The following is a 12,181-nucleotide window of genomic DNA, read 5'->3' on the forward strand; positions in this document are numbered from 1 at the left end:
CTCCATCGAGGAACCGTAACCCCTCACCCGGCGCTGCGCCCTTCACCTCTCCCGTAGGGAGAGGTGAAGCACTTCCGACGTGGCGCCAACGCGACCTGATCTCAACACGCTCTTGCCTTGGCAATTCTAAACCGCGCGACTGTGTGTGGCCACAGATCGTGGAAGATGCGCGTCGAATGCTGAGGCGACGCTGCGGACCAGGAATTCGGCGCCATCGTTGACCGCGAGGCGGTCACCGAACATCGTCACAGCGCCATCGGCGATGAGGCTCTCGATCCGCGACCGATCGACGATAGCTGACTGTGGATCACGGCCGTGCAGCCGCGATACCTTGGGGAGGTCAACCGCAAGATCGCACATGATCCGCTCGATGATGTCGGCGCGGAAGCGGTCTTCCTCGGTGAAGGCGTAGCCCTTGACCGTGGCGAGCCGGTCCTCGACGATGCGCGCAAGATAGTCACGCGTCGGCACGGCGTTCTGCACGAAACCTTGCGGCATGCGGCCGATGGCGCTGGCGCCGAGGCCAATGAGGGTGTCGGCCGAATCGTCGGTGTAGCCCTGGAAATTCCGCCGCAACCTGCCTTCGCGTCTCGCCACGGCAAGATTGTCGGTGGGAAGGGCGAAGTGATCGAGGCCGATGCGCATGTAGCCCGCATCGAGCAACGCCTGCGCGATCGTTTCGGACTGAAGATGCCGCTCGATGCTGTCAGGCAAGGACTCCTCAGCAATCTTGCGCTGGTGCTTCTTGAAGGAGGGAATGTGCGCGTAGCCGAACACCGAGAAGCGATCCGGACGCAGCTCGACACATTTTGCAACCGTGTCCAGGCAGGAATCCACCGTCTGCAGCGGCAGGCCGTAGAGCAGGTCGAAGTTGAGCCTGCGAACACCGGCCCGGCGCAGCCGCTCGACGGACGCGGCGGTCTGCTCATGGCTCTGGTGCCGATTGATGGCGCGCTGCACGGCCGGATCGAAGCTTTGGACGCCAAGGCTTGCACGGTTGACGCCGCAATAGCCCAGCGCCTCCGCCATCGGCTCGGTCAGCGTGCGGGGATCGATCTCGACGGCGATCTCGGCTTCCGGCAGCACGAAGAACGAATAGCGCAAGGCACCGATGAGGTCCGCGAAGGTCTCCGGCGACATGATTGTCGGAGTGCCGCCGCCGAAGTGGATATGGGAGAGCGGCAGCCTTTGTCCAATCGTCTCGGCGACAAGGAGTGCCTCCGTGCGCAGGCCCGACGCGTAGATCGCAATCGGCTCGTCACGCTTGCTTACGGATGTATGACATCCGCAGTACCAGCACATGGCTCGGCAGAACGGGACGTGGAGATAGAGTGACGCCGGCTGGCGAATGGGTATCGATTTGAGCCACTGCCGATAATCGACTTCGCCGATCGCAGGTGAAAAATGCGGGGCCGTCGGATAGCTGGTGTAGCGCGGCAGCCGGTCCTGCCCGTAGGATTGCGCCAAGTCGGATCGCATCTGCCTTCCTCCTTCGTCTCCGCATGATCTATCGGACCCGTGGGGGAATGACTTTGTTCTAGCTCAATCGCATATCAGGTTGAGAGGTAGCCCCGGTAAGGCTGCGCTCCCTCTCCCGCAAGCGGAGAGGTGAAGATTCGGCCGCTCAGGTTCGCGGCAGCAGCTTCGCCACATTCCGGGAGATCGCAGCAGTGACCGAGCTGGAAGGCTCGACGACCAGCCTGAAGCCGAGATTGGTCGGCGGAATGCCGACGGCGCATCCGCCGGACTTGGGATCACGGATGAAGTCGGTCATGTAGGCGCGGTGGGCTCCCTCCACGACGCGGACCCCACAATTCGTGTTGGTGATCCGCTCGCCTCTGTCGTCGAGCGAGGCGCGGACGAAGCAGCTATCCGTCCACTCCCAAACATTGCCGGCCACGTCGTCCAGTCCGTTGCTGTTCGTGCCGAACGTGCCGCCGGGCTGCGCGGCCTTTTCGGCGGGCTTGGAGCGGGCGGATTCGGCTTCATATCGGGCGATCCAGGCCTGCGCCGGATCCGCGGGGTCGACCAGCGGCAACGCTTCGTCGCGCGCCTTCTCGGCGGCCGCGAATGTCCACTCCTCGTCGGTCGGCAGGCGATGGGTAACACCGGTCCTGCGCGACAGCCATGCGGCATAGGCCGAGGCGTCGTGCCAACTGACGCCGACGACGGGCACGTCCAGGGAGCCGTTGGGGACCGACACCTTTGGACAGGCTCCGTCGTCGACGCAGCGCACGTACTCGGCGACCGTGACCTGCCGCTTCATGACGATGAGATCAGCAGGCAGGCGGAGTTTGCGCAGGGGTCCTTCGACCGGTCTGTCATCCCGCGAGAAATCGCCGGCAGCCCGATAGCTGAAGGAAGCGGGAGAGAGGCGTACGGTTCCGTTGTCATCTTGCGGAGGCGCGGGCGAGAACACGGTCGCCAGGATCGGCGCGGTCAGCGCGCCGGCGAGCATGGCCGTCTTCATTTTCATCAGGATGAGCATGATGTCGCCTCCGATTGGTGAAACGGCCCGCGGGTAGGGACCGCGGGCCGTTCCTTCAGCTCCACCTACCGGCTTAGGGTTACCGGGTCGGCGGCGCCGAGCTTGTCGGCCGGGATCGGGCCGGGAGGAGAGACCTGCTTCATGAGGTCATCGCTCCATTTGCCTTCCACCTTGATGTGCGCGGCGGCTCCGAGTTCGAAGGCCTCGATCAAGTTGTGGTTGAGATAGGCGTACACGCCGGGCTGACGGAAGGTATACAGCGCGGCTGCCGCCGAACCGCCGCGCACCAGCCAGGTCTCGAGATCCTTCTCCGGCGGGTTGTTGAACTTGCCGGTCTCCCAGACATAGTCGCCGTGCCCGCCGATCAGGTGCGGACGAGTGTCGCGGTTGGCCTGCGAATGCACGATCATCACGGTTTCGCCGACCTTCGCGGTCAATGCATTCTTGCCGGTCAGCGCACCGACCCGCCCGTTGAAGACCACGTGCGTCGGGATCAGCTTGCGCATCACCTCCGTGGTATCAGCATAGGACTCGCCGACCGTGTCGTAGGTCTTGTACTTGCCGTTTGCGTCCTTCGGTATGTAGAGGTCGTTTTCGCCGATGTAGAAGATCTTGTCGTAGTGCAGCGGCTTGCCGTCACGGTCCTTCAATCCATCACGCGGCAGCACCATCACTGTGCCATGCATGCCGGAGACCACGTGCCATGGGACCATGCCCTCCGGAGCGCAGTGATAGACGAAGACGCCCGGACGGGTCGCCTTCCAGCGCAGTACCGCCTGTTCGCCCGGATTGACCTTGGTCAGCGCGCCACCGCCCAACGCTCCGGTCGACGAGTGAAGGTCGATGTTGTGCGGCATGGAATTGGTTGCGGGATTGACCAGCGTCAGCTCCATGTAGTCGCCTTCGTGCACCACCATCATCGGGCCCGGCATCGAGCCATTGAAGGTCATCGCATGAAACTTGGTGCCGGCGTCGTCGACCACGACTTCCTTCTCCTGGACCGTAAGCTTGAACTCCACGATCTTCGGTCCGGCCTTGGTCGCCTGTTCGTGCGGATGCACGAAGGGCGGCGCGACCAGCTCGACTCGTTCGCGCGGCAGCTTGAGGTCGTCGGCAGCCAACGCCGGCGCACTTATCATCAGCGCCGCGATCGCGGCTCCCATCAGGGCGGTCCTTCTCGTCAGCATGATGCACTCCATCGCTTCATTCGTCCTAATTCGATGCGTGCATCATGTGCGATCTGGTCGCCAAGCACGTTGCGCTGGAACAAGGAGATGTCGATTTGTTCGACGAAGCGATCTGCTTGAGAATTTGCGGATGATCAAAGAGAACTGAGGGCTGACACGTTAAGGTAGCGACATGAAATCGAACGCAGTGCCTACCGCGGATATGATGGTCGACGACGTGATGCGTCGATGGCCGCTCGCGATAGGTGTCTTTCTCGACTTCAGGATGCTCTGTGTCGGCTGTCCGATCGGCGCTTTCCACTCGATCGAAGAAGCATGCGGCGAACACGGCGTAGACACCGACGTCTTCGTGTCGAAGCTTACGGCGAGAGCGGCTTAAGGCGCGCGCTTGTTTGCCCGAACGGCTTCTTCGCCTTCGGCGAGACTATGCAGCCGATGTGTGTCGCGCAGAACGATGCGCTGCCTGCCACCCTCGACCAGGCCCTGCTGCTCCCATGCGCTGAGAATCCGGCTGACCGTATGCAGCGTCGTTCCGGTCATCTCGGCGACGTCCTGCCGGCTGATCGGGAAGTCGATCTCGACACCGGCATCGACTTTCTTGCCAGCCTGTTTGGCGAGGCGCAGCAGCGCATGGGCGACGCGCTGCTCGACCTGCTCGCTCGACATCTCCATGACGCGTGCCTGCGTATCTTGAAGACGGCTCCCCACAGTCTGAAGCGCGGTGCTGGCGAGGCTTGGATATTTGACGATCAGCCGGTGCCAGGACGATGAGGGCCAGGCGAGCGCGATGCTGTCCACGGCGGCGACGGCCGTTGCCGGATAGTGCGTCAGGTTCATGGCCTGCGCGACGCCGAAGAGCTCGCCGGCCGAGACGTAGCGGGCCACGGACTGCTGCCCCTGCGATGTGGTCTTCTCGACGCGAAGATGTCCATGAAGCAAAACGAAGAAGCGATCCGCTTCCGCGCCCTGGTCGAACACCGCGGCTCCCTTCGAGTATCGAATCGAGCGCGCCTCGCGCAGCAGTTCGTCCTGTTCGGTCGGCGTAAGCCCGGCGAACATCGGCAGGTTCGCGACCAGCGAGCGGTCGACTGCGGCCATGAATATCCTCGTTCCAATATGCCGCGGGGACTATCCGCGGCCGATGCAAGCCTCAACGGCTCGTCAGGTTCTTAGCCCGGGATTCTACGACGAAGTTGAGCTGGCGCAACCTGGGCGGGGCGAGGCGGGGATATCTGACACGCGGGAGCCCGGTGGAGTTCGGGCGCAAGTTTCAGGAAATGGAAAGCATGAGACAAATTGTGATATTGGCGGGCGCTGCGGCGGTTCTAATCCTGGCCGGAAGCGCCCAGGCGGCGGACGTGGAAGTCAAGCTCCTGAACAGGGGGGCCGAAGGTGTGATGGTATTCGAGCCGTCCTTCGTGAAGATCGCGCCCGGCGACACGGTGAAGTTTCTGTCCACCGACAAGGGCCACAACGCCGAGTCCATCAAGGGCATGCTTCCCGACGGCGCAACGCCCTTCGTCGGCAAGAACAGCGAAGATATCGCCGTCAAGTTCGACAAGGAGGGTGTCTACGGCGTGAAATGTCTGCCTCACTACGGCATGGGCATGGTCGCCATGATCGTGGTCGGAACGCCCGGCAACGTCGATCAGGCCAAGGCGGTCCCACAGAGCGGCAAGGCAAAGCAGGTGTTTGCGACGCTCTTCGACAAACTCGAAGCCGGCAAGACCGCGTCCAAGTGACGGTTGATCGGCCCCAGCTTCGCTTCTGAGCCGGATGGACGAGTACCGCCTCGTCCATCCAAACGTCGTAACAGACGCCGGACTCGCCGGCACGAGAAACGCAGCGCCAGAAACCCGTCCGTGCGTGCACGGTCGGGTTCAAGATCGCAATCCTCATTGCGAAAGGCCTCAGGCGCATTGATATAGCGCAAAGCCGGACCTACTGACGCACCTTCTCTTCGACCGGACAGCAGGCAGCCTTGCTTTCGGGGAAAATCAGGATCGACGTTCGGTCCTCGAGCTTCCGTAGAATATCGTCGGTGATGGCCTCGAAAAGTTTGCGTTCGATCACGCGATCTCTTCGGCTGCGTCGTCGCAATCTTTCGAAAATCCGCATCGCGTCCTCCGTTGATGACGCATCCAATATTGCAGATCAGGGGCGTTGCGATCTTTGTCGGGGATCAAACACCTACGTGAAGGACACTGCAATTTGTGCTCCGACAAAGAGCCTGTGATCGCGGCGACCTACGGTTACCGCCATCAAGCGACGATGCAGAGAAGTTTCCGAGATCACGATGATCGGCGCCAGCATATCACGATGGACGATGAGCTACTTCGCGATGGCGATCGCCTGGCTGTTCGTCGCGCTGGCGTTGATGGTTGCGGGCGTCGGTTTTCCCGCGGCCGATCTGGCATCGCCGGACACGCTCGTCCTCGTGCACGTGGTCTGCATCGGATGGCTGAGCCTCGCAATGTGTGGCGCGCTGTTCCAGTTCGTGCCTGTGCTCGTGGCGAAGCCGCTGTTCTCGGAGAAGTGGGCTTTGCCTGCTCTGGGTCTTCTGACCGCCGGTCTCGCCTCGCTGCTCGCGGGCTTCCTGGCATTGGGTGGTCGGCTGCCGGCCTGGCTGTGGCTGCTTCCGCTCGGCGCAGTCCTGCTGATCGCTGGATTCGGGCTGATCGTCGTCGATCTCGGGCTGACCGCATGGCTGCGGCCGGTGGGGCCGGCTCGCTTTGTCCTCGTTGGCTTGGCCTCGCTCTGTGTCACCGTCGCCTTCGGCGCGATGTTCGCGTTCGCGCTGGCGGGGTGGGCGGGATCGGCCGGGCAATCGATTCTGGCTGGCGGCGTGCCGTTGCACGCGATCGCCGGTCTTGGCGGCTGGCTGACGATGACGGCGATGGGCGTCAGTTACCGACTGTTGTCCATGTTCATGCTTTCGCCTGACGTCGACGACCGGAAAAGCGGCACGACGCTATTGGCCGGCGGGCTCGCGATCGCCGTCACAGTGGTCGGTGGTGTGCTCGCGATCGAGGTCTTTGCCGGACTGAATGTCGCGCTATCGATAGCTGCCGTCCTTGGCCTCGTGACTGCGGCCCTATACGGGCGCGACGTGTTCGCAATCTTCCGCGCTCGCAAGCGGCGCCAGCTCGAGCTCAACACGCGGATGGCGACGCTGTCTTTCGCGAGCCTGGCGGCAACTGCGCTTCTGGGTGCAGCGCTTGTCGTGACCGGCGACTTTACCGCGCATGTCGGAGCGTTCGTCTTCCTCGCTGTCTTCGGCTGGCTGTCGGGCCTGGTCCTCGCCAAACTCTACAAGATCGTAGCTTTCCTGACCTGGCTCGAGACCTATGGTCCGGTGATGGGACGAACTCCGACTCCCCGCGTTCAGGACCTCGTCGCAGAGCGGAGGGCATCGAAGTGGTTCGTGATCTACTACGCGGCCGTCTGGACCGGAACGCTGATGCTGCTGGTCGACCAACCGTCGGGATTCCAAGCGGCTGCGATGGCGATGACGGCCGGAGTTATCGGCATCGTTCGCGAAGTGATCCGGACACGGCAGCTCGCTGATGTCGCGAACCCGCTGCGCTTTCCGGGCGGCGCCCGCGCGCCCCATCTGCTGTTTGCAAGAACTAAAACGAAACGGAGGGAAGAAGCATGACCGAATACATCGACGTAGATGTCCGTCCGATCCTGCGCACCGGCGGCGAGCCGTTCTCGGTCATCATGGCCGCAATCGAACGCCTGGAGCCAGGGAAGGGGCTCCGCCTTTACGCCACGTTCAAGCCGATCCCGCTATTCGCCGTGATGGCAGAGAGAGGGTTCATGCATTCCGAGCGCGCGCTCGACGGCGGCGAATGGGAAGTTCTGTTCACGCCGGCGGAGGCGACGGAGAACACGGCCGCTCCGAGCGGAACGCCGAGCTTCGACAATTGGCCGGAGCCCGCCGTGAAGCTCGACAATCGCGATCTCGATCCTCCTGAGCCTATGGTCCGGATCCTTGCGGCCGCCGAGAAACTGGGTCCCGGCGAGACTCTTTCCGCGCTGCTGCGCCGCGAGCCCGTCTTTCTGTTCCCGCAGCTCGAGAAGCGTGGATATCGCTGGCTCGGCGGGTTCACGCCTGACGGCGCGACCTACGAACTGACGGTGAGGGCTCCGTCATGACAAGCGAACTCGCCAGCCGGATTCGGGACGCGCTGCGTGTCGTGATCGATCCCGAGCTCGGTCACAACATCGTCGATCTCGGCTTCGTCTATGACATCTCGGTCGTCGGAGACGCCGTCCGCATCACAATGACGGCGACCACCCCGGGATGCCCCGCGACCGGTTTCCTGCAAGAAGGCGTGACGAGCTGTGTCGCGGAGGTGCCGGGCGTCGGCTCGGTCGATGTCGAGATGACGTTCGATCCGCCGTGGACGCCAGAACGCATTGAGCCGGCCGTCCGCGACTCGCTCGGCTTCGCTACAGTCAATTGACCTCGGGAATATGACATCCCCGGCAAGGGACGTCGCATTCACGACACGCGAACAGGTCGGCAAAAGTTGCTCGGTCCGGCAATTTTGATCCGGCTTCGCCGGTATCTCGCAGATTTATCTATCTGACTTCATTGTGCTTTTTCGTTGGCAGGCGGCTTGCAACGATCGCAGCGGTTGCGGCCATGACACCCAAAACATCCCGGCGGCCGCCCGGATCCAATTGGAGATGATGTAATGGGTATCTTCGGCGCCCTGACCACGTCCGTCGCCGGACTGCGGGCAAACTCGTACGCGCTGGAAAACATTTCCGGTAACATCGCGAACTCGCAGACGACCGGCTTCAAGCGGATCGACACCAGCTTCCTTGATCTCATTCCAGACACTGGCACGAACGCACAGCTCGCCGGAAGCGTGGTTGCGAACTCGCGCAGCACCAACACGATTGCCGGCTCCGTTCAGTCGGCTTCGGTCTCCACCTACATGGCGATCAACGGCGACGGCTTCTTCGCCGTGCAAAAGCCGGGCAGCATGTCCGACAACCAGCCGATATTCGACGGCGTCAACCGGTACACAAGGCGCGGCGACTTTACGCTGGACCAAAACGGATACCTCGTTAACGGTGCCGGCTATTATCTCGAGGGCGTGAAGATTGATCCGACGACCGGAAATCCCGCCGGAAGTACGCCGGAAGTCCTGAGGTTCCAGAACGATTTCCTGCCGTCGCAAGCAACCACCAAGATCGACTATCGCGCCAATCTCGCCAGCACCCCGCTGACAGCCAAGCGCCAAGCGTCAGTGCCAGGCTCGGAATTGCTGAGGCCTGCCGATTTTATATCCAATCCACGAACCCTTGGAACGGCCGCGACGCCGTTTGCCAACACACCCGTGACCGGTAATGCGCGGAACAACCTCGAGACGATCGCGAAACCTATTTCCGCAGCAACGTCCCTCGTGAGTGCGGCGGGCACGGATTCGCTCACGGCGGGCTTTGCCAGCGGTAACACTCTGGTGCTGAAGACCACCACGGGCGGTGTCACGACAACCGACACCATCTCATTCTATACTGGAGCCGCGCCCGCGCCTGTCGCCGGCACTACCTTTGTCGATCTCTCCACCGCGACGGTTGGAAGCCTTTTAACCACAATTGACGGTCTCACAGGCAATGCTTCGCCATCACCGGCGTCCAGCGTGTCGAGCACCGGCGCAATCACCTTGAATACGGGTACGGCAAATGACTTCAGCCTGGCCGCAGGTTCATCCGCATCGGCTGTCGCAGCGTTTCAAGCGCTGGGCTTCTCGGGCACCGTTGTAGGGATGCGCGCCGGCGGCGGGACAGCCGGCACCGGCGTCGTCATTGGCAGCGACAAGCAAGCCTTTCTGGATGAGTCGATCAGCGGGGGCGCGAGGACCGTGTATGACGGCAATGGCGCTCCGGTGAACCTGCAGTTCCGATGGGCCAAAGTCGAATCGTCCACCATGGGTGGGACGGACACCTGGAATCTCTTCTACCAGGTCAATTCCAACGCGACCGGAAACACCGTTGCCTGGCAGAACGTCGGAACGGACTTCAAGTTTGGTCCGAACGGACAGATGCAGCCGGTGGTCAGTCAGATCACGCTGTCCGGGCTTACCGTGGATGGGACCAGCCTCGGTAACGTCACAATGGCATTTGGCACCGGCGGACTAACGTCGTTTGCGGACACCAATGGCAACGTGCAGGTGAACCAACTGCAGCAGGACGGTTACGCCGCGGGTCAACTGCAAAGCGTGTCGGTCAGCGACGAGGGACGTGTCGTCGGCACCTACTCGAACGGCCGCACCATCGATCTTGCGGAGGTCTCCATTGCTACCTTCAACGGCGCCAACTTCCTGAAGCGTGTCGACGGCGGCGCCTTTGAAGTGACCAACGAATCCGGAGACGCGCTCTATGGGAAAGGCGGGAGCATTTCGGGCTCGTCGCTGGAATCGTCGAACACGGATATCGCCGACGAATTCACGAAATTGATCGTGACGCAGCAGGCCTATTCGGCGAACACCAAGGTGATCACGACAACGAACACGATGGTCCAGGATCTCCTCAACGTGATGCGGTAATTGACACCGGGCGCGCACGTAACCGCTTGAGAGCAGTCTTGTCATGAGTCTGAATGACGCCCTCGCCATCGCCATGTCCGGCCTTCGCGCCAATCAGGCGGCGATTTCGCTGGTCTCGTCGAACGTCGCCAATGCGGAAACGCCCGGCTACGTTCGCAAGACGGTCGACCAGGTCACGTCCTATGCCGGTGCGCATGGCAGCAACGTTGTCGTCGCCGGGATCAATCGTGAACTGGATCAATATATCCAGGCGCAGTTGCGCACGGAAACGTCGGGCGCGTCGTACGCCTCGCTTCGCTCGAACGTTCTGCAGCAACTGCAAAGCCTCTATGGAGATCCGGGTTCAATCGGAACGCTGGAGAGCGCATTTAACAACCTCACGACGGCGCTGCAGGCGCTCAATACCAGCGCTGACAGCCAGTCGGCCCGAATAGGCGTTCTCAACGCGGCGTCGACGCTGACGCAACAACTGAACTCGATGACGCAAGGTATTCAAACCTTGCGCGGGACCGCAGAGACCGGCATCAAGGACTCGGTCACGACGGCGAACAATCTGCTCAAGCAGATAGCGTCAATCAACAACAAATTGATGGCTAATCCATCCGGCGGCACGTCTACCGATGCGTCGACCGCCGCATTGCTCGATCAACGCGATCAATATGTGAATCAGCTTTCAGAGCTGATGGACATCCGTGTCACGACCAATAGCGTCAACCAGGTCACGGTTTTTACCGGCTCCGGCATCCAGCTCGTGGGTAACGAAGCCGCGACCCTGTCGTTCAATGCTCAGGCCACCGTTGGTGCAAATACGACGTGGAGCAGCGATCCCAATCAGAGCCAGCTTGGCTCCGTCGTACTTGAGTTTCCGGGCAGCGGCGCATCGATCGATCTCACGGCTACCGGTGCGATCAAATCGGGCAAGATCGCGGCTTATACCGAGCTACGAGACAAGACGTTAGTCACGGCACAGAACCAGCTCGACCAGTTTGCTGCGTCGCTGTCGAGCGCGTTGTCCGATCAGACAACAGCGGGCACGCCGATAACGGGCTCGCCAGTCCCGGCCGGAACGCCTTCGGGGTTTGCGCTCGATATCTCGGGCATGAAATCCGGCAACGTCATCCATCTCACTTACACTGATGCGGCGACCAATCAGCAGCGCGAAATCTCCTTCGTGCGCGTTGATGACCCCGGCGTGCTGCCGTTGTCGAACGATACGACCGCGAATCCGAATGATCAGGTGATCGGGATCGATTTCTCCGGATCGTTCTCGTCGGTGCTCGATCAGCTCAATGCTGCACTGGGCGGCAGCGTCACATTCAGCGGAACAAGCACATCGCTGAGCGTTCTGAGCAATCCCGCTTTCGCCCGGATCGATAGCGCTTCGGTTACGGTCACCAAGAACCCGAATGCGTTGAACGATGGCAGCCCGCAGATCGCCCTCTTCACTGATAGCGGGGCACCTTACAGCGGTGCGATCAGCGCGTCCGGATCTCAGATAACGGGTCTTGCGGGACGCCTGACCGTCAACAGCGCGCTGATCAATGATCCTGCCAAGCTCGTGACGTACGGGAGTTCGACGCCCGCAGGAGACACCACACGGCCCTCGTTCATCCTCAATCAGCTAAGCAACGCGAGTTACACGTTCGGTGCGCAGAGCGGGGTTGGTAGTGCGAGCGCACCGTTCAAGGGCACGCTGCTCAGCTTCATGCGGCAATTCACCAGTCAGCAGGGGGCGGATGCCGACGCGGCGAAGCAGCTTGCCGATGGTCAGAACGTCGTGCTCAGCACGCTCCAGCAGAAGATGTCGACGTCCTCGGGCGTGAACATGGATGAAGAGATGGCGCATCTCTTGTCGTTACAGAATGCTTATTCGGCAAACGCGCGCGTGATGTCGGCGGTCAACGACATGTACAAAACTCTGATGCAGGTATTGTGAGGCA

At 61.7% G+C, this 12,181-nt stretch carries 12 protein-coding genes; 7 read left to right on the plus strand and 5 right to left on the minus strand.

Annotation, left to right across the window (positions count from 1 at the left end):
- Window positions 1–126: 126 nt before the first annotated feature.
- The 3 genes from hemN to nirK all read right to left on the minus strand — a co-directional run bounded on the left by hemN (window position 127) and on the right by nirK (window position 3,675).
- Window positions 127–1,479 carry an oxygen-independent coproporphyrinogen III oxidase gene (hemN, locus tag YY7_RS0104825; protein ID WP_028162234.1) on the minus strand — a complete coding sequence of 451 codons (1,353 nt, stop codon included), beginning with the start codon at window positions 1,477–1,479 and terminating at the stop codon, window positions 127–129.
- A gap of 145 nt (window positions 1,480–1,624) precedes the next feature.
- Window positions 1,625–2,458 (minus strand): SUMF1/EgtB/PvdO family nonheme iron enzyme, encoded by an 834-nt coding sequence (locus tag YY7_RS0104830; RefSeq protein WP_245287197.1) that lies wholly within the window; start codon window positions 2,456–2,458, stop codon window positions 1,625–1,627.
- Between the two features lie 95 nt (window positions 2,459–2,553).
- Entirely contained in the window at window positions 2,554–3,675 is a 1,122-nt protein-coding gene (gene nirK, locus YY7_RS0104835; protein ID WP_028162236.1) for a copper-containing nitrite reductase, read from the minus strand.
- Between the two features lie 205 nt (window positions 3,676–3,880).
- On the opposite strand from nirK, the gene YY7_RS0104840 reads away from it, so the two are divergent.
- Window positions 3,881–4,054, plus strand: a complete 174-nt coding sequence (locus YY7_RS0104840; protein ID WP_433994488.1) for a DUF1858 domain-containing protein — start codon at window positions 3,881–3,883, stop codon at window positions 4,052–4,054.
- Here YY7_RS0104840 and YY7_RS50775 read toward each other — a convergent pair.
- On the minus strand, window positions 4,051–4,773 hold the full coding sequence (locus tag YY7_RS50775) for a Crp/Fnr family transcriptional regulator (RefSeq protein WP_035689266.1): 723 nt from the start codon (window positions 4,771–4,773) through the stop codon (window positions 4,051–4,053). The two genes, YY7_RS0104840 and YY7_RS50775, sit on opposite strands and share 4 nt — an antisense overlap.
- 188 nt (window positions 4,774–4,961) lie before the next feature.
- On the opposite strand from YY7_RS50775, the gene YY7_RS0104850 reads away from it, so the two are divergent.
- Window positions 4,962–5,417: a pseudoazurin gene (locus YY7_RS0104850; protein ID WP_028162238.1), complete on the plus strand. Its 456-nt coding sequence runs from the start codon at window positions 4,962–4,964 to the stop codon at window positions 5,415–5,417.
- 199 nt (window positions 5,418–5,616) lie between these two features.
- On the opposite strand, the gene YY7_RS64340 is transcribed toward YY7_RS0104850, so the two are convergent.
- The gene (locus tag YY7_RS64340; protein ID WP_283806988.1) at window positions 5,617–5,748 is read right to left on the minus strand and encodes a hypothetical protein; all 132 of its coding nucleotides are present in this window, start codon (window positions 5,746–5,748) and stop codon (window positions 5,617–5,619) included.
- A 223-nt stretch (window positions 5,749–5,971) separates the two neighbouring features.
- Here YY7_RS64340 and YY7_RS0104860 point away from each other — a divergent pair, with 223 nt between their 5' ends.
- From YY7_RS0104860 to flgK, 5 genes are all read left to right on the plus strand, one after another.
- On the plus strand, window positions 5,972–7,333 hold the full coding sequence (locus YY7_RS0104860; RefSeq protein ID WP_028162239.1) for a hypothetical protein: 1,362 nt from the start codon (window positions 5,972–5,974) through the stop codon (window positions 7,331–7,333).
- Complete coding sequence (locus tag YY7_RS0104865) at window positions 7,330–7,836, plus strand: DUF2249 domain-containing protein (RefSeq protein WP_028162240.1); 507 nt, start codon at window positions 7,330–7,332, stop codon at window positions 7,834–7,836. Before YY7_RS0104860 ends, YY7_RS0104865 begins: the two co-directional genes overlap by 4 nt.
- A complete protein-coding gene (locus tag YY7_RS0104870; RefSeq protein ID WP_028162241.1) occupies window positions 7,833–8,147 on the plus strand; it encodes a metal-sulfur cluster assembly factor in 315 nt (104 codons plus the stop codon). Before YY7_RS0104865 ends, YY7_RS0104870 begins: the two co-directional genes overlap by 4 nt.
- A gap of 234 nt (window positions 8,148–8,381) precedes the next feature.
- Window positions 8,382–10,241: a flagellar hook-basal body complex protein gene (locus YY7_RS0104875; protein ID WP_028162242.1), complete on the plus strand. Its 1,860-nt coding sequence runs from the start codon at window positions 8,382–8,384 to the stop codon at window positions 10,239–10,241.
- A 43-nt stretch (window positions 10,242–10,284) separates the two neighbouring features.
- On the plus strand, window positions 10,285–12,177 hold the full coding sequence (gene flgK, locus YY7_RS0104880) for a flagellar hook-associated protein FlgK (protein ID WP_028162243.1): 1,893 nt from the start codon (window positions 10,285–10,287) through the stop codon (window positions 12,175–12,177).
- Window positions 12,178–12,181 lie beyond the last annotated feature (4 nt).

Origin of the sequence: Bradyrhizobium elkanii WSM2783, assembly GCF_000472865.1 — a bacterium.
GTDB lineage: Bacteria > Pseudomonadota > Alphaproteobacteria > Rhizobiales > Xanthobacteraceae > Bradyrhizobium > Bradyrhizobium elkanii_A.

Excerpts from the sequence above, each read along its gene's own strand:
- hemN (WP_028162234.1), bottom strand. The coding sequence starts at position 1,479 with ATGCGATCCGACTTGGCGCAATCCTACGGGCAGGACCGGCTGCCGCGC.
- flgK (WP_028162243.1), top strand. The coding sequence starts at position 10,285 with ATGAGTCTGAATGACGCCCTCGCCATCGCCATGTCCGGCCTTCGCGCC.
- YY7_RS0104840 (WP_433994488.1), top strand. The coding sequence starts at position 3,881 with ATGGTCGACGACGTGATGCGTCGATGGCCGCTCGCGATAGGTGTCTTT.
- YY7_RS0104870 (WP_028162241.1), top strand. The coding sequence starts at position 7,833 with ATGACAAGCGAACTCGCCAGCCGGATTCGGGACGCGCTGCGTGTCGTG.
- YY7_RS0104865 (WP_028162240.1), top strand. The coding sequence starts at position 7,330 with ATGACCGAATACATCGACGTAGATGTCCGTCCGATCCTGCGCACCGGC.
- YY7_RS0104830 (WP_245287197.1), bottom strand. The coding sequence starts at position 2,458 with ATGCTCGCCGGCGCGCTGACCGCGCCGATCCTGGCGACCGTGTTCTCG.
- YY7_RS0104850 (WP_028162238.1), top strand. The coding sequence starts at position 4,962 with ATGAGACAAATTGTGATATTGGCGGGCGCTGCGGCGGTTCTAATCCTG.
- nirK (WP_028162236.1), bottom strand. The coding sequence starts at position 3,675 with ATGCTGACGAGAAGGACCGCCCTGATGGGAGCCGCGATCGCGGCGCTG.
- YY7_RS50775 (WP_035689266.1), bottom strand. The coding sequence starts at position 4,773 with ATGGCCGCAGTCGACCGCTCGCTGGTCGCGAACCTGCCGATGTTCGCC.
- YY7_RS0104875 (WP_028162242.1), top strand. The coding sequence starts at position 8,382 with ATGGGTATCTTCGGCGCCCTGACCACGTCCGTCGCCGGACTGCGGGCA.
- YY7_RS0104860 (WP_028162239.1), top strand. The coding sequence starts at position 5,972 with ATGATCGGCGCCAGCATATCACGATGGACGATGAGCTACTTCGCGATG.